The sequence below is a fragment of the Bradyrhizobium sp. Ec3.3 genome (assembly GCF_000472925.1).
Lineage (GTDB): Bacteria > Pseudomonadota > Alphaproteobacteria > Rhizobiales > Xanthobacteraceae > Bradyrhizobium.
Map to the genome: position 1 here is coordinate 1 of NZ_AXAS01000089.1, position 24,205 is coordinate 24,205.

General features: G+C 62.3%; 16 protein-coding genes. 12 read left to right on the forward strand and 4 right to left on the reverse strand.

Features of this window, described 5'->3' with window-relative positions:
* A partial coding sequence (locus YUU_RS0142250; protein ID WP_035664880.1) for an AMP-binding protein occupies positions 1–2,120 on the reverse strand: 2,120 nt, incomplete at its 3' end.
* A gap of 1,843 nt (positions 2,121–3,963) precedes the next feature.
* On the opposite strand from YUU_RS0142250, the gene YUU_RS0142260 reads away from it, so the two are divergent.
* The 5 genes from YUU_RS0142260 (at position 3,964) to YUU_RS0142280 (ending at position 7,724) form a co-directional block, all read left to right on the forward strand.
* On the forward strand, positions 3,964–5,100 hold the full coding sequence (locus YUU_RS0142260; protein WP_198031944.1) for a DUF3616 domain-containing protein: 1,137 nt from the start codon (positions 3,964–3,966) through the stop codon (positions 5,098–5,100).
* 274 nt (positions 5,101–5,374) lie between these two features.
* Positions 5,375–6,406, forward strand: a complete 1,032-nt coding sequence (locus tag YUU_RS0142265; protein WP_035664878.1) for a S1/P1 nuclease — start codon at positions 5,375–5,377, stop codon at positions 6,404–6,406.
* Between the two features lie 50 nt (positions 6,407–6,456).
* A complete protein-coding gene (locus YUU_RS55600) occupies positions 6,457–6,921 on the forward strand; it encodes a hypothetical protein (protein WP_051390214.1) in 465 nt (154 codons plus the stop codon).
* Positions 6,922–6,929: 8 nt separating this feature from the next.
* Complete coding sequence (locus YUU_RS55605) at positions 6,930–7,421, forward strand: LOG family protein (protein ID WP_051390215.1); 492 nt, start codon at positions 6,930–6,932, stop codon at positions 7,419–7,421.
* Positions 7,422–7,544: 123 nt separating this feature from the next.
* On the forward strand, positions 7,545–7,724 hold the full coding sequence (locus tag YUU_RS0142280; RefSeq protein WP_027527613.1) for a hypothetical protein: 180 nt from the start codon (positions 7,545–7,547) through the stop codon (positions 7,722–7,724).
* Between the two features lie 528 nt (positions 7,725–8,252).
* Here YUU_RS0142280 and YUU_RS59635 read toward each other — a convergent pair.
* The 3 genes from YUU_RS59635 to YUU_RS0142300 form a co-directional block, all read right to left on the reverse strand.
* Positions 8,253–8,408 carry a hypothetical protein gene (locus YUU_RS59635; protein ID WP_156944849.1) on the reverse strand — a complete coding sequence of 52 codons (156 nt, stop codon included), beginning with the start codon at positions 8,406–8,408 and terminating at the stop codon, positions 8,253–8,255.
* Positions 8,409–8,431: 23 nt separating this feature from the next.
* A complete protein-coding gene (locus tag YUU_RS0142295) occupies positions 8,432–9,217 on the reverse strand; it encodes a DUF3102 domain-containing protein (RefSeq protein WP_198031945.1) in 786 nt (261 codons plus the stop codon).
* A 675-nt stretch (positions 9,218–9,892) separates the two neighbouring features.
* On the reverse strand, positions 9,893–10,600 hold the full coding sequence (locus YUU_RS0142300) for a 4'-phosphopantetheinyl transferase (RefSeq protein WP_084801889.1): 708 nt from the start codon (positions 10,598–10,600) through the stop codon (positions 9,893–9,895).
* A 122-nt stretch (positions 10,601–10,722) separates the two neighbouring features.
* Between YUU_RS0142300 and YUU_RS0142305 the strand changes: the two genes are divergently transcribed.
* The 7 genes from YUU_RS0142305 to YUU_RS0142335 all read left to right on the forward strand — a co-directional run.
* A complete protein-coding gene (locus YUU_RS0142305) occupies positions 10,723–11,058 on the forward strand; it encodes a hypothetical protein (RefSeq protein ID WP_027527616.1) in 336 nt (111 codons plus the stop codon).
* 122 nt (positions 11,059–11,180) lie between these two features.
* Positions 11,181–15,320, forward strand: a complete 4,140-nt coding sequence (locus tag YUU_RS0142310; protein ID WP_027527617.1) for a non-ribosomal peptide synthetase — start codon at positions 11,181–11,183, stop codon at positions 15,318–15,320.
* Positions 15,317–16,369, forward strand: a complete 1,053-nt coding sequence (locus tag YUU_RS0142315; protein WP_245288286.1) for a TauD/TfdA family dioxygenase — start codon at positions 15,317–15,319, stop codon at positions 16,367–16,369. Before YUU_RS0142310 ends, YUU_RS0142315 begins: the two co-directional genes overlap by 4 nt.
* A complete protein-coding gene (locus YUU_RS0142320; protein WP_027527619.1) occupies positions 16,366–21,876 on the forward strand; it encodes a non-ribosomal peptide synthetase in 5,511 nt (1,836 codons plus the stop codon). The genes YUU_RS0142315 and YUU_RS0142320 overlap by 4 nt, the downstream gene beginning before the upstream one ends.
* The gene (locus tag YUU_RS0142325; RefSeq protein WP_027527620.1) at positions 21,873–22,622 is read left to right on the forward strand and encodes a thioesterase II family protein; all 750 of its coding nucleotides are present in this window, start codon (positions 21,873–21,875) and stop codon (positions 22,620–22,622) included. Before YUU_RS0142320 ends, YUU_RS0142325 begins: the two co-directional genes overlap by 4 nt.
* On the forward strand, positions 22,619–23,506 hold the full coding sequence (locus YUU_RS0142330) for a proline iminopeptidase-family hydrolase (RefSeq protein WP_035664884.1): 888 nt from the start codon (positions 22,619–22,621) through the stop codon (positions 23,504–23,506). The genes YUU_RS0142325 and YUU_RS0142330 overlap by 4 nt, the downstream gene beginning before the upstream one ends.
* A partial coding sequence (locus YUU_RS0142335) for a condensation domain-containing protein (protein ID WP_027527622.1) occupies positions 23,503–24,205 on the forward strand: 703 nt, incomplete at its 3' end. The genes YUU_RS0142330 and YUU_RS0142335, both read left to right, overlap by 4 nt.

Here is a 24,205-nt window from a genome sequence, read left to right on the forward strand (position 1 = left end):
TCGTTGAGAACCTGCTTGAGCCGCCCGGACGGATAGGNCGGATCCAGCGGCAGATACGCGCCCCCCGCCTTCAGGATCGCCAAAAGCCCCACCACCATCGCCACGCTGCGCTCAAGGCAGATCGCCACCGGCTGGTCCGGCTTCACCCCGAGCCCGATCAGATGATGCGCCAGACGGTTGGCCCGCGCATTGAGCTCGCCATAGCTTACGCGCTCGTCCTCATGGAGCACCGCTACCGCATCCGCCGCCTTGGCGACCTGCGCCTCGAACAGCTCATGGATGCACTTCTCCGAAGGATACGCCGCCCCCGTCCGGTTCAGCGCCTCCAACAGGTACGCCCGTTCATCGGACGACAACAGCTCAATCCGCCCGACTGGCTGCCCTGCATCAGCCAACACACCAAATAACAAATTTTGCAAATGCTGCGTGATATGGTCGATCTGGTTGGGTGCCAAGCGAGTTGCATCAAAGTGCCATCGAAAGCCCCCATCCAGAGCGCGAACCTCAAACGTTAGCAAATCACCGGATAGGACCGCCTCAGAGTCCCCGTTCGAGGCTAGATCACCAGCGGCAGAACAGCTATTGACCGTCACCGTAATGCCAATCGGCCAGGGTCGGCGCGATCGTAGCACCCGCATACCCCGCAACCTCGGGAAGCGCGCGATAAGGTCCCGCGCAAAGCTATCGTGCTGCCTCAGCACAGTGCATTCGCTGGCGACTGCCCTGCGCACCTCTGCAAAATCATGTGCAAGATCAATGGTAATTTCCATCGGAACGACAGAAGCGACAAGCACCTCCACCGCTTTCAACCCGGCTCGCGATCCATTCGAAGCAGGAGTCCATCCCAATTGAAGCTTTGATTCGCCTGTCATGCGGGCGAGATAGATCAGCCAAGCCGTTACCAAGTGTTCCACGCGGTCCATGGAGGAAAACTCAGCCAAAGCACCCGGAACTCGCCACGAACTCGACTGCCACCTGGGTGGCGCCACAGCTACAGACGACAGGAAAGGAAGCTGCAACATTTTAAACTGCTCTAGCCGCTGCGTCCAAAAATCCTCCCGAGGCGCCAACACCTCATGTGTAGTTGTTAGGCTACGCGCCTGATCATCGTTCAAAATCGTAAGACGATCGCCTACATCCAGAGCGGAATGCCTCGCGAGAGCTCGCGCGTCCAGAACCTGACCATCTGAGCCGCCAAACCAAACATCAACATCCTGCGTACCCGTCGCCACACGCCAGTGGCTAGCATGGATTTCAACCAGGGATCCTGCCGGAAGGCCTGACCGTTGAGGCAGCACCTCCAAGCGCCTAACGACGACAACGTCATCGCCTAAGAGAGCCTTGCACAGACACAACGGATTAGAATGATACGGCCCAAAGTCTAAGGCGCGTGTCACCGCTGAGAGATCTAGCGCGGATCGATCCCAGCGCAGACAGCCGGCAGCGTCTGGGCGTTGATGCTTCGGAAAAAAGCTTCTGTCCACTCGCGCCTGTGGACGGACGCTGAGTTTGCCGTTCGTTAGGCCAATTAAAAGCTCGTGGAATCCTTCGACAGCAGCTTCATAGCATTTGAGCTTCAGGGTTAACGCCGTATCGATGGGCGCAATCAACACTTGGCGTTGAACCACCAGATCACCCGTATTAACACCATCATCGATACGATGCCACGCGATGGCATATTCGGTCTCTTCGGCCGGTAGCGCCCAAGACGTCGCGTGAGTTCCCGCGTATCGCGGCAATGGAGCGTCGTGGTAGTTAAAAGCGCCTTGACGCGCTCGCACAAAAACATCCGGTGTCAATGTAAACGGATTAGCAATAGAAAATATCCAGTCCACCGCTTCGGTATTCAGTAGTGTGGCGAGCTCTTCAACACTTGCCACGCACAAGATGTTGGCGCGAGCCGCCCAATCCGCGAATATGGCGTCGGCACATAGCGCGGCGCGGATGATGTGGCCCATTTCCCTTGCGAGCTGAGCACACCTAATAGCTAGCGTACCGCCACCAACAAAGATGGTAGAACCGATTGGTGATGCTGCAGGTCCTCGTCTATCCCAATCGGCGAGTTCGTAACCCGACGTGGCCGAGACACATGTGTCGTGATGTTCGTAGTTTGCCTCCATGGTCGAAACCTCCACGTAAGCCACTTGCGTAGCAAACCTCTGCTTTCGACGGTCCTGCGATCGACCGCCCAGCTCCGCAAAATCCACACAGGACTCATAGGATCTGTAACAACTGGCGATTTATCTGGTCGCCTGTGACACGCCTGAGCGTTTGGCCACCGAGTCTGAACACAGAAAGAGACACGCGCCGGGCATGAACCGGAGGAGACCGATGGGCCATCTTCACGCTCCAGCCAACCCGTCGCGTAGCCTGATAATTCTAGCGCTGTACGCCGCCCCCAACATGGCGGGCCCAAACCTGTGACACTGGTTCGGATTTTGCTCCGGAGTAACCGCGCTGAATACCCGGCTCGCAGCACTTCACCTCGAACGTGGTGTGCGGCACCTCACCTCGGCACGATTCCGTTTAAGTCCGGGTGCAGGGCCGGGAAAACGCCATCAGGATATGAGAGGCCTCGCCACAGCCGCGTGCGCGACGGACGCGGCTGAATCAGCGGGACGCAGATTTGGATCAATCGAACAAGTTTCATCTGAACTCTTGGACGGGAGCTGAGAGACCGTCACGGTCGTGACGGATTCCCCGCGGCTAAGCAATCGGCGTGCCAAAGACGTTCTGCTAACTCCTCTTGAAGAAAGAATGCGCTTCTCGCCGCGCTGGCGGAACACTGCCGTCTTACCGTCGGGCTTGGAACATTGACGTCTTGAGCCAGACACCAAGGTCAGATCACATCGGACGGCCTCTGCAAAGGCATAGACAGATGCTTCTGCGCCGCGACTTCGCCCGGCCCAATGGCGTGTCAGACCACCAGAAGCTACGGGCCGCTAGTCTTCACGTTCGCGAGTTGCATGTGACTGTCAGTGAAGACATGAATCTGGCCCATAAATTGACCAGATGAGCGTCAGCGCCGTCATGCTCCTGCTCGGCGGCCACCAGCGAGAACTGTTGCTGTCAAACGGTTCGGGTCCATGTGCCGCTCAGACTTGCGGAGGGACACCCCTGCGTCGCATCAATCCACCCGTCGAGAAAATAAAGCCGGGCACTTCAGAAAGCTTGCTCACGTTGGCTGTCGCAAGATTTTTCCAGATCTCTCGGTGCACACGTCGTCTTCTAACCAGTTGAGAAACTTGAACTCTCGCTCCAATCCATCATAGGACGGATCGGGATCAGGCCCCTGAGGTGGACCGGCTGCAACATCGCGTCCTGCAAGGGCAAGAACTCAAGATCGAGAAACGCAGGTTGAGTGTAGTGTGATCGTCCTCACTCATCAGCAATACATCATGCAGGTGAGCCGGCAAGCGAATGAAGTCGTCTTCGGTTCTTCGAATTCGGCGCGGAAGACTCCGGCTTTCTCCTCCGTCACCACACTTCACGACCTCTACCATCGCACAAACTCGATTTGCCGAGAGTTCGTTGTGTGACCAAAATTTCAATGCGTGCATCTGCACGTGGACTCGGGTGGCGGCGCGCGTCGATGATCCGTTTGGTTGGCGCGTACGTCCCGTTCTTGGCCGTGTTGCGCGCGACCTGCATGAGGCCGAGCAGAGCGGCGAGGTCCGCAAGCTGCTGAGTACTGCGGGTACTTTCGCGCCCAAAGAACATCATTCTGCTTTCCGACGGTAACGGGAATGTAGCGATCCGGGTGCAAAAAACTGAACGTCTGGCGCGTCTTCGAAAGACTGGACGTGCGCGACGCGAAGCAGATTGCTTTCTACGATGATGGTTGTTCGGAGCGTTGTCAGGACGAACTACCAATCTCTGTCCCGGAGATGCCAAATGCGCACTGGACCCTCAACAAAGCCTCAAGCTAAGCTTGGATGGCAGTTTGAAAGGCGAGAGGTGATCATGGCAAAACCTGCAAGGTATCCTTTGCTTCCTCCGTCGCTGTTTGTTGCGATGGTGCTCGGGGCTGCGGTGCTGTCAGCAAGCTGCCCGGCGATTGCGCGAGCGCAGGACCACTGGGAAGTCCAGCATAAACTGCTCGGCAAGCCCAAGGAGGACGCTCAGTCCGAGATGATGGAGAAGGCCAAAGATGTGAGCGGTATCGCGTGCGAGACCACCGGTGGCTTCCCGCGAGTTTGCCTTCTTGTTGACGACGAGAGCCAAGGAACGCAGGTGGTCGTCGTCAGGGAGGGAAAGCTAATCGCCGGTCCGTTCATTCGTCTGGTGTACGACACTTGGGACGACAAGCTCCTCGAGCTTGACGCCGAGGCGGTAGCGTATGCGGATGGCGCATTTTATGTGATCGGGTCCCATGGCCGCCCGCGCCATCACGATGATGCCGAGAAGGAAGCCAAGAACAAGGCCAAGGCCACAGCAACCCGGCGCATCTTCCGAATCAGAATCCCGCCCGGTGCCATCGATCCGGATACCGGCAACCTAAATGGCGCCCCCGAGGTCACCCCGTCAGCCGAGTTGGCACGGCTCATCCGCGGACAGACGAAGCTGACGGCAGCGTTTGACCGCGAACTTGAAGACAATGGTCTGACGATCGAGGGCCTCGCGGTCCGCGGCGGGGAGCTTTATGTCGGCATGCGCGGGCCGGTCATTTCGAATACACCTGCGGATGATCCGGAGAAGAACGGCAATGCCGCGGTTCTGATTGTACCGCTCCCAGCGGTGTTTGCGGGCGACCTAGCTGATGCCAGTGTGAAGTCCGTCAATCTGGGCCGCGATACGCGCCACAGAACACGAGGAATCCGCGACATGACACTGTATGGCGACGCCTTCCTGATTTTGGCGGGACCGTTGAAAGATCCACCCGACGGGACACCCATTCCGAAGGGCGATTACAGTATTTATCTTTGGGACGGCAGCAGCCGGGACGCAAAGCCCCTCAAGGATCTGGGCGGCTTCCCCGAAAAGGTGAAGCCCGAAGCACTCCTGCCACTCGACCAATCCGGCGACACCGTGCGCGCCTTGTTATTCTTCGACGGGCCCTCGGAAGGAAAGCCGACGCCGATCGAATTTGATCTACAATAGGTCATCGTCGGATACGAACCCAATCCGTAGGCTGTGACTGGCCGGTGTTCACACGGCGCAAATTGTCGCACCCCGAGCCTTCAATGAGCGACTACGGCAACTGACTTCATTGGTCGTCATCGCCCCTGGGGCGGGCGGACCGGCGCTAACGTCATCTCGACGTCATCGAAATTGCATCGCCAGCCCCTATCTTAGGCGATCGCGGGTGCGAGACCATTGACAGTCGCAACTTGGGCGTGTCTTCTAGGTCGCACATTTTAGCGGAGTTATTGCTATGCGACGAAGGTTTGCCGTGCTCGTCTGCGCCAAACTCCTCCTGATTTCACACCAAGCCCTGGCGTGGAATGCGAATGGCCACCAAATCGTTGGCGCGATCGCCGATGAAATGTTGACTGGAAATGCCAAGCAGCAAGTCGCAACGATTCTGAACGTGAATCTGCGCACAGCGGGGCCGTGGCTGGACTGCGTGAAAAGCGTTCATCGCTTTGCCGATGGTACTTTTCACTACGTCGTCGAGCCGGCCTTTGAAGAGCCGTGCAAGCCATTCGCTTCGGCACATCCCGTCATGCAGCAATACGTGAAGCGAAACTTCTTCCAGTGCAGCTATCTGTCGAAGCGAAAAGACGACGACGGCAAAGAGTACCAGGAAGAAATGGGGTGTCACAACACCCACCACTTCGATGATGTGGCGATCCAACGGGACCATTTCGATCGAAATTTTCAAGGCACCAACGACCACGATATCGTGGCGGCAATCACCGCGGCGATGGCGGTCTTGCTCGAGCGGCCCTCGCCGCCGCCGTTCAAAATCGCCGACAAACGTGAGGCGCTGTTTGTCCTGGCGCACCTCGTCGGCGATCTGCACCAACCGCTGCACGTCGGGGCTGTCTATCTCGACAAGGATGGCAAGCTTGTTGATCCTGACGTCACCCACACGATCGATCCGGCCACCGAGACCGTCGGCGGCAACGCCATAAGGGACACCGGAAAGAACTTTCACGGCGATTGGGACGCCCCGCCGACCGGCTTCAAGGTCGAAGATGCCCTCGACCTTCTGCCCCTCGCAAAGGCAGTACCTCTCGATAACGCTGCACTGGAAGAATGGTCCACCGCGTGGGCGACCGACACGCTCAAGGTCGCGCCGCAGGCGTTTGCCGGCGCGAACTTCGTAAAGAATCCCGACGACTGGGCAATCATGTTTGCCGATCACGCAGCGTATGTGCAGAAGGGGGACGAGATCAAACGCCAACAAATGGCGAAGGCGGGCGCAAGGCTTGCGCATATTCTCAATAGGATTTGGCCCTAACGACCCACGCTTGTTCTGGACACCGGCGAGGCGAACACGGGATCATCGCGATGGCTTACGGAACACTTGCCCAGCTCTACACCAGCGCCGATTTGCTTGATGGCTACGATCCCAACGACCCGATGGCTTTCACGAAATCCTGGGATTTCCAGACCTACCGCACATATGTCGCGGACGGCGGCACAACGCCGAAGACGTTGGACATCCGTCGCGCACAGGCCGACCACGACGCCCATATCGCGGACGCCCTCAAGGTTTTCCTGGACCGTGAACCGAAGCCAAAACTGGTCGGTATCATGGGTGGGCATAGTCTCAAACGAAGCGACGAGGCCTATCGCGCCGTTGCCCGGCTCGGCCGACATCTGACGCAGCGAGGCTATTTGATAGTGACAGGCGGTGGGCCCGGAGCCATGGAGGCCGCACATGTCGGCGCCACGCTCAGCGCGGCTGGAGATGCAGCCCTGGAAGATGCCCTCCGCCAGCTTAGTACGGTTGCGGCGCTCCCAAAGGGATAGACGACATTTTGACGGAGACCGGTGAGTTCGGTCCACATTACGCAGAAATCGCGCAGCAAGCGCGACTTTGGCTCAACAAGGCGATCGACGTGAAGAAGGCCGCTCCCAAGGAGAGCGGCGTGAGCCTCGCGATCCCGACCTGGGTCTACGGGTCGGAGCCGTCGACCCCTTTTGCCACCGTCTATGCCAAATATTTCCAGAATAGCATCCGAGAAGAGGCGCTCGTGACACAGTCACGCGCCGGTATCGTGTACGCGCAGGGTGGCGGCGGCACTTTGCGCGAGGTCTTCGAAGATACCGAGCAGAATTACTACGCCAAGACAGCAGCCGATTTCACGCCGATGATCTTTTTCGACCGAGATGGCTTCTGGCAACGTGATGCGATCTTCGATCAGGCCGGCGCGGTCTCAAGCTGGACGATGTTACCGACAAGGTTTTCCGCTACGCGGGCAAGCCGTCGGCCGCCCAGATGGTTAAATTCACAACCGATTTCAACGTGATCGATTCGGTTCTCGACGCTCATGCCCCCGCCGCGCAGGAAAATCTCGCCTTTGCGGTATCTGCGCCCGGGACGATCTCCGTCTAGACATCCAGTACTTTCCACTTCTCCCAGGGCATCAATCATGGCCGATGATCCGTTATCGAAAGTCGCACTGGTTGCGCGAGAGCGCATCTTCAAGAACCGCGAGATTATCAAGCCGACGATAGCCAACGTTGCCGCCGGCAACCCGCGCGGCGAATGCCGTGGCCCGCGTCGCGTGGAATACGAACCGGCCGCGAGGGTCAGGCTTCATGGTCTCTGATCGGGATGTAGCGAGGCAGTTGCATGTTGAGTTCGATTATGAGCTCGACGTTCACGAAGTTCCGATCAGTATGACTTCATTCGCCCTTGCGCCGGACGTGTTCTTCGTAACGGACGGTGTCGAAGGCCTGGATTTCACACTTATCGCCATTGGAGACCGCATCCAAGGATCGCGCGAGCTCGCAAGCTAGGGTTACTGCCCGGCGCGAAAACGACATTCTCTCCCATATAGCGCTGCGCAATCACCGATGAATCGTGATCGTCAGGCAAACGGCACCACAGATAGAACCATCCGCGTGGCATGATCCACGGAACTAGACCAAGCGGTGCCAGCCAGGCTATCGCCATTTTCCGGGCGCTCGTTGACGCACTTCGTCCATGTGCTTGCGAATAGCTCCCGCCGACGAGAACGCTTGCGATCAATTCCGTCGGAACGGGACTTGGACCGCCGAAGCTTGTGACGACCTGGAGATCAACCAGACCTTCGATCCAATCTGCCATCGCAGCGATATGGCGATATGGCCGCAGCTTACGGAGGCGGAGAGCGTCTGGGCACCTTGGAGAAACTACCGATCCTGATCACGCAATTGAGGTCATCGAGAATGGCAAGGCGCAGCGACAAGGTCGGCTCGAAATCCGCGAAGACGTCATCCTCAAAGACTTCGATATCGATCTTGCCGCTCATCGCCAATTCCAGAAACGCCGGTTCTAGTTGCTGGCCACTGGCACATCTGGTTCTGAGCGAGGGTTCGAGCATTCCGTTTGCAGGACGACATTCATTCGCGGAATACCGCGATCCTCCGCTATCCGTTGAAACGCGTGTTCCAAATTCTGGACCAACAGAGGATCCGACAGCACGACGTTGCTGGTCATTATCTCTCGCACCCGCGCGAAATCGTTAGCTGGCAGATTCTGTATCAGGATGGCGACAAGTTCGCTCACGACCCCGGTCGTCCCCCGCTCTGCTCTAGTCGCGCCCCAATTAGACTGATCTAGACGATCTTCGGCTGTCGCACTTCCTGCTCCGACACGCTCTTGAGGTTCGGTTGAGCGAAACATTTTTAACTCGGCCCGCATGTCCGACGGAGAAATATATTCCCCAGCTTCTATGCGCTTTAGGATATTAGCTGCGAATTCTTCTGGCGTGCCCGAGGCAGAGAGCAAGTAGAGAGCTGACGGCGACAAACGCGCAACGGTTGCGTGTTTGTCTGCGACCCACTTGGCTGCCCGCATGTAGGCTTGAGCAGAACGCGATGGGATGCACACTTCGCTTTCGACCCAACGAAGGAACTCACCGTGAGATAAGTATCGCTTCGCCTCGACCAGGGCTTTGCCGATCTGAATAACTGAGATGGCACATTGCTGCCTTATTCGATCAGCTTGCCCTCTCAGAAAAGCGGCGACATTCGAGGGCACCGACTCATAGCTGAATCGCCCACCACTTAAGCAACCGCGGAGCGGTTCGCCGAATCGGCCATTCGTTTCACTAGGCATCATACGCTCGAGAAAACGACCACATCGCCCCGCCCGATGCACAGCCGCCAGCTGTCTTATTTGAAAGGCACAATCGACTCAACACAAATCAATGTAAGGTTGCTCCCGCAATCCCAGTCTTGTCACGCAAATGCAGCTGACGTGACCATCAAGGCTTCAGTGCCGACCAAAGTATGTCAGCGCCTGTGAAGCCAAGCGCGAGCACAGCACGCAAAATTGTCTCAAGCTGAACAGATCAAATATGCCACCTCCTGGACTCGACTTATTTACGGTTTCGGCGCGAACATCCAGATTTACGTACCGATCGGCTAGCACGCTGGGAGGTCTCGCTACAGGATGGGACAGGCGCGACCGTTTGCGTTCGCGCCACAAGAAGATTTGTCGCAGTCTCTACGTCCTGACTTCGTTGCCAAGCAAACCGCGGACGCAAGCTTCGACGTTTGGAAGCACTGGACTTATCAAGCTTCAGGCTGGCGTCGAGAACGCCGTCGCTGCTTGTGTCGCCGCAAGGAGCTTAACGACAACCGACGGGCTTGCGACATCCACATGGCATGCGCGTGTCGCTAGATCTTTCCCAAGTTTGCTTGGTTTTTCTTAGGTTTTCAATGACAAGAGCAGACAGAAGATCGCTATCCGGCAGCGACGGCATGGAGCTCGTTCAACTACGACACCGCGCTAGGCCTGGCGCCGGAATGTCAGTCCGGTATGTACGAAGCCATCGTTGCATGCGAAGCGGCCGAACAGAATCATGCCCGACGGGAGGTCATTCGAAAGTTGCCGTTGCAGGCGAATACCAAACCGGCGCGCTTCGACCTGAATGCTCACGACCTCAGCGTCCAGATAGTCAAAGTATTGATCAATCAAAGGGTGTAGGCACTTAAAGAGCGACTCCTTGGCTGAAAAACACAGGGTCAGGGCTTTGATTGGATCAATTTCGATCCCCCTTGCGATTCGGTCCAGTTCGCTTTCGCTTACGACCAAGCTTGAGACCTCCCGCGCGACTTTGGCACTCAATATCCGCTCGGAGTCGATTCCTATGGCGTCCAAGCAACCGCGATGGGCCGCTGCTGCAGCAACGTAGCCATCGGTATGGGTTATCGAGCCAATGATGCCGTCCGGCCAGATGGGCGCGCCCGTCGGTCCCCTGCTGATGGGCGTTCGCCAATCAAAACCCGGTTGAATTTGGCGAACGGCCCTATAGGCGCAGTATCGGCCGATGATGAACTCATGCTGTCTCTTCGGCACGCAGTTGCGCATCTGATGCGGCAATAGGTCTTCCCAATTTTCTCCAATCAGCCGCGGGACGCGATCGGATGATCGATGGCTAAAGTGCGCCACGAATTCCGGCAGGACGATCGAGGCACGGGAACTCGGCGTCGACATGATATGCTTTTCGTGTCCTTCAAAATTGTTGCGCCCGGGGCTTGACGCATTCAACTATCAGTAGTTCAATTATACTTATCAACCTACAACTGTTTAGCAAGTGCAATCCGCGGAGGTCGATAATGGCAGAGCGCAATGACGAAGCTGTGTCCGAAGGCGGTCCTGGCCGCCCTGCTAATCTCAGCGAGTGGTTCGACCCATGGCTGAGCAAGCTGATCGAGGATCCGAACAAAATTCCGAACGTGATGCTGCTCTGCGGCTATGCGACCAATTCGCCCGACGAAAAGGCCATTCGGGTATTTTGCGATCCTCAATTGCTGTGGTGCATCGACGTCCCGAAAGACGCAATCTTGCATCGCGAGGGCTGCCCGACGTCTGCGTCGCCGCTTGGCGGAAGTTATCTGTGGATTGATCGAGGGGCCTGGTCGTCGTGCAGGACATATCGACGTCAATGCTGAGCGCTGGACAGCTGTGGACGCGAGACTTGTCCTTCAGTGCCCCACAGTCGGACGCGGTAGATGCCGCGGGAACGAGTGTGATAGCAGCGCCACTACCTGCTGCTTGGAAGAGTCAGTGCGCATTGCACGAGCTGTTTGAGGAGCAGGTCGCGCGCAGCCCGGCTGCCGACGCCGTGATATGGCAAAGCCGCCGGCTCAGCTATCGCGAGCTGGATGAACGGGCGAACCGGCTCGCTCACTTGCTGCAGCAACGCGGACTGCGGCCTCAACAGTCCGTGGGCATCGCGCTTCCGCGAGTGCCGGATCTGATCGTCACCATGATGGCGGTCCTCAAAACTGGGTCAAGCTATGTGCCGCTCGATCCGGCCTATCCGCGTGAGCGGCTCGCCTTCATGATCGCCGACTCCGGCTGCCAATTCGTCATCACCAGTTCGGTCACGAGCTGCGATCTCGCTCTCGGATCGTCGCAGATGGTATCTCTCGACCGCTGTGAAGCGGACCTGCGGCTGCAGCCGCCCGCGAGTCCCGCGGTAGCCGTCGGTCCGAACGACCTCGCCTACGTCATCTACACCTCGGGATCGACCGGACGGCCAAAGGGTGTCGCAATCGAGCATGGCAGTGCGGTGGTCTTCCTGCGCTGGGCAAGGAATGCCTTCTCGGCAGCGGAGCTCGCCGGAATGCTGGCGGCAACATCGATCTGCTTCGATCTGTCGATCTTTGAGATCTTTGCACCACTGTGCTGGGGCGGCACGGTTCTGCTCGTGAACAACGTTCTCGAGCTGCCCGAATCCCGGCTTCGCGATCGGGTCACGCTGATCAACACGGTCCCCTCCGCCATGCGCGAGTTGCTGCGATTGCAACCATTGCCGGGGAGTGTGACGACCGTCTGCCTTGCCGGCGAAGCCTTTCCGGCGGCGCTGGTCCGCGAACTGGGCAGAGAGGCGCGGCCAATCCGCGCCGTCAATTTGTACGGCCCGACCGAGGACACCACCTATTCGACATGGGCTGAAGTCGACCTGACGCGCGCGGAGCCGCCGCCGATCGGACGCCCTCTGCCAGGCACCTGCGTCTACGTCGTGGACAGCGAGATGGCGCTGTGTCCCCTCGGCAAGGTCGGCGAGCTCTATCTCGGAGGAGCGGGATTAGCGCGCGGCTATCTCGGCCGCGCGGAGCTGACGGCCGAGCGTTTCGTCTCCGATCGCTTCGGAAGCGATCCCGAGGCGCGGCTCTACCGAACCGGCGATCATGTCCGGATGAGGCCAGACGGCCAGCTCGAGTATCTCGGGCGAATCGACGATCAAGTGAAGATCCGCGGCTACCGGGTCGAACTTGGCGAGATCGAGCGTGTTTTGGCCGATGTCGACAACGTCGCCGAATGTATCGCGGTGGTCGCAACCGGACCTGCGGGAGATGACCGGCTGGTCCTCTATTTCACCGGAGCCGCGGAGGTCGGGCGGCTGAGGGAAACAGCCATCGCGAGGCTGCCGACCTTCATGGTGCCGGCGGCCTTCATCCACCTCGACGGCATTCCGCGCACGCCCAACGGCAAGCGCGATCGCAGCCGCCTGCCTCCGCCCGACTGGAGCGTTTTGGCCAATCGCGGTGTCGTCCCCGAACAGGCACCCGACGAAGCCCTCGAACAATCCGTCGCGCGGATCTGGAGCGAGCTGTTGGGTCTGCCCTTTATCGGGCGCGAGCAGAATTTTCTCGCGCTCGGCGGACATTCGCTGCTGGCGACGCGCATCGTCGCGCGTGTGCGCGACGAGCTGAAACGCGACCTCTCGCTGGCGCAATTCTTCGCTCACCCGACCATCGCGAGCCTGGCCGACGCCATCGCCAGGTTTCCGGGATCGCCGGCAACGGACCTGGTCGCCGCGCCGCAGCGCGAACACGCCGCGCTGTCGGCGGCACAACGCCAGATGTGGTTTGCGGCCCAGATCGATCCCACCGACACATCCTATCTCGTTCCCTGCAGCATTGGCATCACGGGCCGCGTCGAGCCAGCGCTGATGGAGCTTGCGCTCAACGACGTGGTGCGCCGCCAGTCGGCGCTGCGCACCAGCATCCAGTGGCGCGACGGACAGGTCGTCCAGATGATCGCGCCGGAGCTGACGATCCACCTGCCGGTCGAGGACGTCGCCGGAGGGGCGGCGCTTAGGCAACAAACGCTCGGGCTCGCAGCCGCCGCGATGGACCTTGCGCAGGCACCGCTGCTGCGCGCCAAGCTGCTCCGCCTTGCGCCTGACGACTGGTGCCTCGTGGTCGCCGTGCATCACATCGTCTTCGACGAGTGGTCGCTCGGCCTTCTCGTGCGCCAGCTCGCCGTAGCCTATCGCGCAGCGGCCCGGCGCGAGCCGGCCGCCACGCCGGATCGGCCGATCGAATTCGCCGACTATTGCGCCTGGCAGCAGGGCCGCGACTGGAGCGAGGGCCTAGCGTTCTTTCGCCGGCAACTGTCCGGCGCGCAGTTCCGCCTCAACCTGCCGACGGCTCATCCGCGCGGCGAGTTGTCGGGCTCTCAGGGCGGCAGCGCCTCGTTTCTGCTCGACCGCGATCTGTCGGATTGCGTCGACGCACTCGCGGCGCGCGTGCAGGCGACGCCCTTCATGCTGCTGCTTGCGGCGTTCCAGACCCTGATCTCAGCACTCGCCAACGAGAAGGATTTCGTCACCTTGACCGCGGCCGCCGGCCGGCGCCATCGCGAGACCGAGGATCTGATCGGCTGCCTGATGAACATGGTGGCGATCCGCGCGGCGCTTCGTCCCTCCGAGACGTTTGTCGGACTGCTCGAACGGGTGAAGACCGCAGCACTCGGCGCGCTCGAACATCAGGAGCTCCCTTTCGAGCTCGTGATAGCGGATCTGCGGCCGCCGCGCGATCCCCGCTATACCCCGATCGGACAGGTCGCGTTCGGGGTCCAGAATGCACCCGAGGCCCGATGCGAGTTGGACGGGCTGAGCTATGCCGGCACCGAGCTGCGCCCGGACCATGCGCGGCTCGATCTCACGTTGTGGGTCGATCGCCGCACTGGCCCGCTCCGCGCCGTCTGGACCTATCGCGCCAGCCTCTTCACCGAAGCGCAGATCGCGGTCTTCCACGCGATGTACACAAAACTTCTCAGTCGCATCGTGGACGCACCCGACAGCACCATCACCGCTCTTCAAAGCGATTGCGGAGCACGCAGCATGGCCACTACCACACCGCGCAAATCGTTCCCGGGCAGCGCCGCGCCGAGCGTCCTCACGGCGGGCAATCTCGTCAGGACCGAGCCGAACTGGCTCGGCACGCCGCTGCCCACACGCATCAGCGCGCAAGTGCCGGGTGTGAACCTCGCCGACTGGGTCGGCCAACACCGCGACGACATCGAGCATCACCTGCGCCAGTGCGGCGGCATCCTGTTCCGCGGCTTCCAGGTCGAGAGCATCGGCGATTTCCAGCGCTTCGCCCGCGCGATCGCGTCCGAATTGATCCAGTACGGTGAGCGCTCCTCGCCGCGGACCGAGCTCGCCGCAGGCATCTACACCTCGACCGATCATCCGGCCGATCAGCCGATCCTCCTGCACAACGAGCAGTCCTATACGCTGAACTGGCCGATGCGCATCATGTTCTTCTGCGAGCAGCCAGCGCTCGTGCACGGCCGCACGCCGATCGCCGACAGCCGTCGCATCCTCGCGCGGCTGTCACCGGCCATGGTGGAGAAGTTCGAGCGCCTCGGCGTGCGGTACACGCGCAACTATCTGCCGGGCATCAGCCTGCCCTGGACGGAGGTGTTCCAGACCACGGATCGCGGCGCGGTGGAAGCGTATTGCCGGGCCGCATCGCTCGAGTTCGAATGGCTCGACGGCGAGCGGCTGCGCACCAGACAGACCCGCCCTGCCGTGCGCATTCATCCGGTGACGGGCGAACGCACCTGGTTCAACCACGCGCTGTTCTTTCACGTCACCGGCCTGCCCGACGAGATCAGCCGATCGCTGCGTGCCGCGGTTGCCGACGAGGACCTGCCCTACAACACCTATTACGGCGACGGTTCGCCGATCGAGGACGCCGTGCTGCACGAGCTGCGCACGGCCTACGACACCGAGACGACGTCGTTCGAGTGGCGGCAGGGCGACGTGCTGTTGCTCGACAACATGCTGGTCGCGCACGGACGTGAGCCGTTCGAGGGACCGCGAAAGGTGCGCACCGCGATGACTGATCCGTATGAGCAACTCTACGGCGCTCCCGCCAGCCACCCGCAAGCTCTGACGGAAAGGACCTCATGATGGCCGACAAGGCGATCGAGCGAAGCCCATTCTTGCTGCGCCGGCCGCTGAAGGCCACACAGGTCTCCGAGGCCGGGCTCGTGCGCGAATCTCCGCTTCGCGCGGACAGCGGACCGCCCCTCGTGCTTCAGCCGAACGACGCCGCGGTCGACTTGGTCCGTTGGGCCGGCGTGCACCGCGCCGCGCTGATGGCGAAGCTGATCGCGCACGGCGCATTGCTGTTTCGCGGCTTCTCGATCGACAGCCCGGAGGCGTTTTCCGATCTCGCGCGCGCGCTCACGCCGGATCTGCTCGACTACCTCGAACGCGCGGCCGCGCGATCGCAGGTTGCGCCGAAGGTCTTCACATCGACCGAGCTCGCGGCCGACCAGTGGATCCCGCATCACCACGAGATGTCCTATTCGCACAACTGGCCGGCGCGCATCTATTTCTACTGCGACACGGCGGCCGCAGAGGGCGGCTGCACCCCGATCGCAAGCGAGCGCGAGTTCTTCCCTCGCCTCGATCCCGCGATCAAGCGGCGCTTCATCGAGCGCAAGGTGATGTATGTCCGCAATTACGGCCACGGCCTCGACCTGACCTGGCAGGACGCATTCCAGACCGACGATCGCGCCGCGGTGGAGGATTATTGCCGGCGCTTCGACGTCGCCTTCGAATGGACCGACGGCAACCGGCTGCGAACCCGGCAGGTCCGCCAGTCCATTGCGACGCATCCGCAGACCGGCGAAACTGTGTGGTTCAATCACGCGCACATGTTCCACCAATCCAATCTTGAGCCGGAGATACGAGAGGTGCTGCTGCAGTCGTTCGGCAGCGAGGGGCTGCCCCGCAACGCCTATTTCGGCGACGGCACGCCCATCGAGACCTCGATGCTGGACGATATCCGCGCGCTCTATCACGAGTGCGCCGTGTCCTTCCCGTGGCAGCGCGGCGATGTGCTGCTCCTGGACAACTTCATCACCGTGCACGCCAGGGAGCCGTACAAGGGCGCGCGGCGGATTCTCGTCGCCATGGCCGACCTCCATGTGAGCGGAGCGCCAAGCTCATGAATGTCCAGCAGACATCGGAGGCCGCGACCATCAGCGGATTTCGACTTTCGCCCTCGCAGTGGGAGCTGTGGCGCCGTCAGTCGAAGACCGGGGCGTTGCTGAGCCGCGCCCGCCTCACCATCGGTGGCGGTCTGGATGCCGATTGGCTCGCGGAGTGCCTCGCCGACATCGTCGAGCGCAACGACATCCTGCGCGCCGCGTTCCGCCAGCTTCCCGGCATGGAGGCGCCGCTCCAGGTCATCCAGGACGACACGCGGCCTGTGGTCGAGACGTACGACTGGCGCGCCTGCGACCCCACGGAGCGGGAGAGCAGGTTGCGTCAGCTTTGGACAGAGAAGCCGGCGTTCGATCTGCATGACGGGCCGCTGCTCGCGGCGGCGCTTGCGAGAACCGGCGAGCACGAGCAGGTGCTGCAGCTCGTCGCCCCCTCGATCGTCGCCGATTCCGAGAGCCTCGCGCTCATCCTGCGCGAGGTCGCCGCCCGCGCGAACGGCGCCGCGCCCGGCCCGCGAGCCGAGGTGCAGTTCCTGCATCTGTCCGAGTGGTGCCATGAGGTCCGCGAGGACCAGGACAACGCCGCACGCCGGAATTTCTGGCGCGATCAGATCGACCAGCACCTCCTTCTGCCTTTCGCGCGCATCGCTGCCGCCGGAGCCGTCGGTGAGGCGCACACCGAAGGACCGGTGTCCGATCGCTCGATGGTGCTCGCCGCCTGGGCCTTGGTCCTCGGTCGCTATGCCGCAAGCCGCGAGGTCACCATCCACTGCCGCCTGCCGGGGCGGATGTTCGACGAGCTTGCCGATGCCGTCGGCCCGATGGCGACATCGGTGCCGATCAGGATCACCTGGTCCGCCGACGAGACGCTCTCTTTATTGACCGAACGTATCGATCGCTCCCTGGCCGAGGCGAGCGAAAACCTGCCCTATTTCGAAGGCCGTTCAGCGAGCTCCGAGCCGGCGCAGATTGGCTTCGACTATCAGGAAGCCCCGGAATTTCCCACCGCCCCGACGACGTCGTTTCGCAATTTCGAGATGCGCGGCGAGATCGAGCCATGCGATCTCCTGCTGCGCGGCGTCCTTTCGGGCGGGCGGCTGCGGCTCGACATTCTCTACGACACGAACCGTCACGACGGCATGATGGTCGGCTTGCTCGCGGACGCGCTCCAGGCGACGCTGGAGAACGCGCATGCGACCGCGCCGCTGCAACAGGTTCCGGCCATCGGACCGCGCGAATGCGATCTCTTGCTCAACGACTGGAGCCATACCACGCAGGCACCGATCGAGGATGTCTGCATCCACGCCCTGTTTGCACGGATCGCGCGCGAACGACCGGCTGAGATGGCGGTCAAGTCACCCGAGCGGCAGTTGACCTTTGCGGAGCTCGATGCATGCAGCAATCAGCTTGCCCGCCACTTGCAAGCTGCGGGCGTCCGGCCGGAGGCGCGGGTCGCCATCCTCTTGAAGCGCGGCGCCGACCTGATCGTGGCCGTGCTGGGCGTGCTCAAGGCGGGCGCCGCCTACGTACCGCTCGATCCCGACAATCCGCCGCAACGGATCGCCGCGCTGATGGACGCGGCCTCGGTCAGCGCGGTGATCGTCAACGATGAATTCCCCGAGCTTCCGGCACGGAGCTGCAGCAGGATCAGCCTGTCGAGCCCGTCGCTCGACGTCTGCTCCGCCCTGCCTCTGCCGGCAGCGGACGACGTCCGGCCGTCGAACGCGGCCTATGTGATCTTCACCTCGGGCTCGACCGGAACGCCGAAGGCCGTCGTCGTCGAGCACCGCTCGGCGGTCAATCTGGCCGCGGCGCTTCAGGAGCGCATCTATTCGGGGCGCGGTGACCACCTCACTGTCAGCGTCAATGCCCCGCTGTCGTTCGATGCCTCGGTCAAGCAGATCGTCCAGCTCCTGAACGGCCATTGCCTCTGCATCGTCCCTGAGACCGCCCGGCAGGACGGCGAAGAACTCCTGAACTTCATCGTCAAGAGCGAGATCGACGTGCTGGATTGCACGCCGTCGCATCTCAAACTGCTGATGAGCGCGGGCTTTGCGGATTGGAATTCCGCCTATCCATCGGTGGTCCTGGTCGGCGGCGAGGCGATCGACGCCGAGAGTTGGACCATGCTCGCGCGCCATCGCGCCACGTTCTTCAACGTCTACGGTCCGACCGAGGCGACGGTGAATGCCTCGGCCGAGCGTGTCACGGCCGACGTGCCGCCGAACATCGGCCGGCCGCTTAGAAACGTGCGCATCTACATTCTCGATGCCGACCTCAGCCCCGTACCGGTCGGCGTTGCCGGCGAACTGTGCATCGGCGGCGCCGGGTTGGCCCGCGGCTATCTCGGTAACCGCGCGGCTACCGCGGAACGGTTCGTTCCCGATCCCTTCGGGGCCGACAATGAGCGGCTCTATCGCAGTGGCGATTCCGCTCGTTTCCTTGCCGACGGACGCATCGCGTTTCTCGGCCGGCTCGACGACCAGGTCAAAGTGAGGGGGTATCGCATCGAGCCGGGAGAGATCGCTGCCGCGATGCGCGAGCATCCCGCGATCGAGGAGGCGCTGGTGGTGGCGCGTGGCGAAGTGGGCGATCGCCGGCTGGTCGCCTACGCGCGATGCCGCGACGCCGCGACCGATGCCGCGAGCTTCAAGTCGACGCTCGCGCAGCTCAACAGCCACGAGACCGAATATCTCTACGACGAGATCTTCACCAAGGAGATCTACGTCAGGCACGACATCCGCCTGCGGCACGATGCCTGCGTCCTCGACGTCGGCGCCAATATCGGCATGTTCTCGGCTTACGTCGCGCGGCGTTGCCGCCGGCCGAGACTCTATGCGTTCGAGCCTCTCGCTCCGATCTTCGAGCGGCTCGCGGCGAATCTCGCGCGGCATGCGCCGAGCGCCAAACTGTTTCCGATCGGCTTGTCGCGCCGGCAACTCAGCGAGGAATTCACCTTCTACCCCGGCTATTCGATGATGTCCGGGCAGAAGGTGTATTCCGACGCGGCCGGAGAGGTCACGACCATCAAGCAATATCTGCGCAACGAGGAAGCCGCCGGACAGGGCTCGACCGAGCTGATTGCGCATGTCGACGAGTTGCTGGCGGAGCGCTTCCGCCCCGTCGAGCTCACCTGCCAGCTCCGCCGCCTGTCGGACGTCATCCGCGAAGAGGCGATCGAACGGATCGATCTCCTGAAGATCGACGTCCAGCGCGCCGAGCTCGACGTCCTGCAGGGCATCGACGACGACGACTGGCCGCGCATCCAGCAGGTCGCCATGGAGGTGCACGACCAGGCCGGCACGCCGACCCAGGGTCGCATCGACCTTCTCCTCGATCTTCTCGAAAACAGGGGCTTCGAGGTGCGCGTGGAGCAGGAGTCGCTGCTGCAAGGCACCGACCGCTACAGCCTCTATGCCTGGCGGCCGGAGTACGCGCGATCGCTGTCGGAGGACGACATTGCGAGCGCGCTGGCCGACCCGCCCTCACCGGCCGAGATGCGCGGCTTCCTCGCCGAGCGCCTGCCCGACTACATGCTGCCCGCGGCATTCGTCGTGCTTGCGAAGTTCCCGCTGACACGCAACGGAAAGGTGGACCTTACGGCTCTGCCCGAGCCCGGCGCGCGCCGGCTGCATCTGCAGGGCGCCCTCGCCGGCCCCGAGAACGTGCGTGAAGAGGCGATGGTGGAGATATGGAAAGAGGTGCTCGGTCTCGATGAAATCGGCGTCGAGGACAATTTCTTCCAGCTCGGCGGAGATTCGATCCGTAGCATCCAGGTTCAGGCGCTTGCCCAGAGGCGCGGGCTGCGCTTCGGCCTGTCGCGGCTGTTTGCCCGTCAGACCATCCGCGAACTGGTGCGCGACATCGACGTGGCCGGCGAGCCGGCGCAAGCGGGCGGCACCGCCGCGGCTTTCGGCCTCGTTCGCGCCGAAGATCGCGCGCGGATGCCGGCGGATGCGGAAGATGCCTATCCGTTGAGCGCGCTGCAGGCCGGCATGGTCTATCACACCGAGCTGACCGGCAGACCATCAACCTATCACAACGCAACCTCGCATCGCCTGCTGTGCCGACTCGAGCCCGACATGCTTCGCGGCACGATCGACGAACTGATCGCGGCCCATCCGGTGCTGAGGACCTCCTTCCACCTGACCGGCTTCAGCGAGCCTCTCCAGATCGTGCATCGCGAGATGCATGCCGCCCTGGAGATTAGGGATCTGTCGACGCTCACGGCCGATGAGCAGTATCGCGTCATCGATGCCGACGTTCGCGCCGAGCTGCAACGGCCCTTCAAGTGGGACAAGGCCCCGCTGGTGCGCTTCGGCGCCTATCGCATCGATCCGTCCCGGTTTCAGTTGATGGTTGCCGAGTATCACGGAATTCTCGACGGCTGGAGCCTGCATCTGCTGCTTGCCGAGATCTGCCAGCGCTACGCGAGACGGCTCTGTCTCGGCGCGACGTTGTCGCTCGACCCGCCGCGTCTCACCTATCGGCGGTTCGTGGAGATCGAGCGCGAGGCGCAGACTTCGGACGAAGTCCGCCAGTTCTGGAGCAGCAAGCTAGCCGATGCGCCGCGCGCGCAGCTGCCCCGCCGCAACGGCGCCCTGTCCCAGCGGGGAAGGGTCGAAGGGCACGAGGTCGAATTGGCCGACGAAACGAGCTCGGCACTGTCTGAGCTGTCCAGGCGCATCGCCGTTCCGCTCAAGAGCATCATGCTGGCTATTCACGTGCGCGTCATCGCTCTCGCCTGCGGCAGTCGCGATGTGGTGACGGGCCTCGTCGTCAATGGCCGGCCGGAAGAAGCCGAGGGCGACCGCATCATCGGCCTGTTCATCAACACAGTGCCGTTCCGCATGTCATTGAATGGCGGCTCGTGGCTCGAGCTGGCCCGGCTGGCCTTCGCACAGGAATCCGAGCTGGTGCCGCACCGGCGGCTGCCTTTCGCGGACATCCAGCGCATGCACGGCGGATCACCGCTGATCGATTCCTTCTTCAACTTCTCGCAATTCCATCTGCTGCCGGGACAAACCGACGATGCGCCGGTCACCATCTCGGAGAGCCGCACGGTGCCGGCCGACATCGATTTTCCGCTCGCCGTCGATTTCGAGGTGAAGCCGGGCCAAAGCGAGGTGCGGCTCAGCTTCCAGTATGATGCGGAGCGCTTTTCCGCCGAGCAGATCGCGCGCCTCGGCGGCTGCTATCGCAAGGCGATCGATGCGTTCCTGCGCGATCCGCATGCGGCCTGGGACGAGGCCGTGCTGGAGGAGCCGACGAGCGACATCGAAGGGCAGATCGGCAGGATCTGGAGCGATGTTCTCGGACATCCCGGCATCGGCCGCGATGACGCGTTTGCCGCGGTCGGCGGCCATTCGCTGCTCGCAATCCGCATCGTCGCGCGCATCCGGCAGGAGCTCGGCTGCGATCTGCCGCTGTCGGCCTTGTGCGGCGGCACCAGCATCGCCGCTCTTGCCCACCTCCTCAACTCCGATCGCCCCCGCCTGGAGGTTCGACCATGACCATGACGGCCGCTGCCGATCGCTGGATCACGACGTTTCGTCCGAATTCGCTGGCGCGGCTGCGGCTGTTCTGCCTGCCGGCGGCCGGCGGCAATGCATCGGCGTTCCAGGAATGGGCTAATCTGTTTCCCGACAATATCGACGTATGCGCCGTGCAGCTGCCGGGCCGGCAGCAGCGCGCGGCGGAACGGCCTTTCACCCGGATGAGCCTCGCGGTTCAGGCGCTCGAGCAGGCGATCCGCCCCTATCTGGATCTGCCGTTTGCGATCTTTGGAACCTGCACCGGCTCGCTGGTCGGATTTGAACTGGCGCAGCGGCTGCGGCGTACGCTGGATCTTGAGCCGGCGCACTTCTTCGCCTCCTGCTGTCGCGCCCCGCATCTTCCCGATCGCGACCTGCCCATCCACGCCCTGCCCGGAGACGAGCTCTGGGCCGAGATCGAGCGCCTCGGCGGCACGCCGGCGATCGTCACCGCGCATCCAGAGATGCGTTCGGTGTTGTCACCGGTGCTGCGGGCGGATTTCGAGCTGGCCGAGACCTACCGGTACCAGGGCTCGCGTCCGCTCGATTGCCCACTGACCGTGTTCGGCGGCCGCAACGACACCATCGTCTCGTCGGACGAGCTGGCCGGCTGGCGCGACCATACGACCGGAGCCTTCGACACTGTGATGCTGAACGGCGGACACTATCTGATCGATGCTGCGCGCGACGAGCTGGTGCGCGCCATTGCGACGGGGTGCGCGTGACCCAAGCGAGATTCGCAGACGCCTACGTGAGTGCACCCGGCGGACGCGTGTGGATGCGCCGCTGCGGCGGGAGCGCGAAGGCGCCTCTCATCACGCTGCACGGCGGTCCGGGCTCTCCGCACGACTATCTGGAGCCGTTGGCCGCGCTCGGCGACGAGCGGGAGATCGTGTTCTACGACCAGCTCGGCTGCGGGCGGTCGGACCGTCCGGCCGACACCTCGCTCTGGACCATCGATCGCTTCGTTGCCGAGCTCGATGCGGTGGTTGAGACGGTCGGACGCAAGCCGGTGCATCTGCTTGGTCATTCCTGGGGCGCGATGCTGGCGGTGGACTACGCCTTCGCCCATCCGGAGAACGTCGCCAGCCTCATCCTGGATTCGCCGTGTCTGAGCATGCGACGCGTGCGCAGCGACATGCAGCGGCTGCGCGCTGCATTGCCGCCGTCCGTGCAGCGCGTGCTCGATTCCTGCGAGGCGGCGGGGAATACCGACTCCGGCGCCTACGGCGCCGCCGCCATGGTGTTCTATCGCCGGCATGTTTGCCGCAAGCCGGATTGGCCGGAGCCTCTGATGCGCTCGCAGGAGAACTGGGCCTGGCCGGTATATCACACCATGTGGGGGCCTGCGGAGTTCACGCCGGTCGGAAATCTCGCCGATTACGAGCGCGAGGACGGCTTGAGCGATCTGAACCGGCCGGTACTCTATCTCTGCGGCCGACACGACGAGATCACGCCCGAGGCGACCGCCGCCTATCATCAGCAGACACCGGGATCGGAGTTCGTCGTGTTCGAGGACAGCGCGCATGTCCAGCACCTCGAGGAGCCCGAGCTCTACGAGGCCGTCGTGCGCGGCTTCCTGGCGCGGGCCGAAACGGTGGTGCAATGAGCTCCCTTGCCGACAGGATCTCGCACCTGCCGCTGCGCATGCTGGCGCGGTTCGTGCGCTGGAGCGAGATGGACAACCCGCTCGATCAACGGCTCGAAACCATCGTGCCGAGAAATCCGTCCGAGCCGGCGCCGCTGTCCTACGCGCAGGAACGTCTTTGGTTTCTGGAGCAGCTTCAGCCGGGCAACAGCGCCTACAATCTTCCCGTGGTGCTGCCGTTTGGCGATCCGCTGGATGGCGCGGTGCTGGAGCGCGCGCTCAATGCCATTGTGGCGCGGCACGAGGCGNTGCGCACCAGCTTCGTGATGTCGGGCGGGGTTCCGGTGCAGCGCGTCGCGCCGCATCTTGCCGTTCCCATCGAGGAGATCGACCTGCGCGGAGAGGCCGATGCGGAAGCCGCAAGCTACCGCCTGCTCGCCGAGGAGATGGCGCGGCCGTTCGACCTGCAGCGCGGGCCGCTGGTGCGCGCCAAGCTGATCCGCCGTGGGCCAGGCGATGCGCTGTTCGTGGTCAACATGCACCACATCGTCTCCGACGGCTGGTCGCTCGGCGTCTTCATGCGNGAGCTGCAAGCGCTCTACGCCGCCTNCCTGCAGAACCGGCCCTCGCCGCTGGAGGAGCTGCGCATCCAGTATGCCGACTTCGCGGTGTGGCAGCGCGAATGGCTGCAGGGCGACATGCTGGCCCAGCATCTTTCCT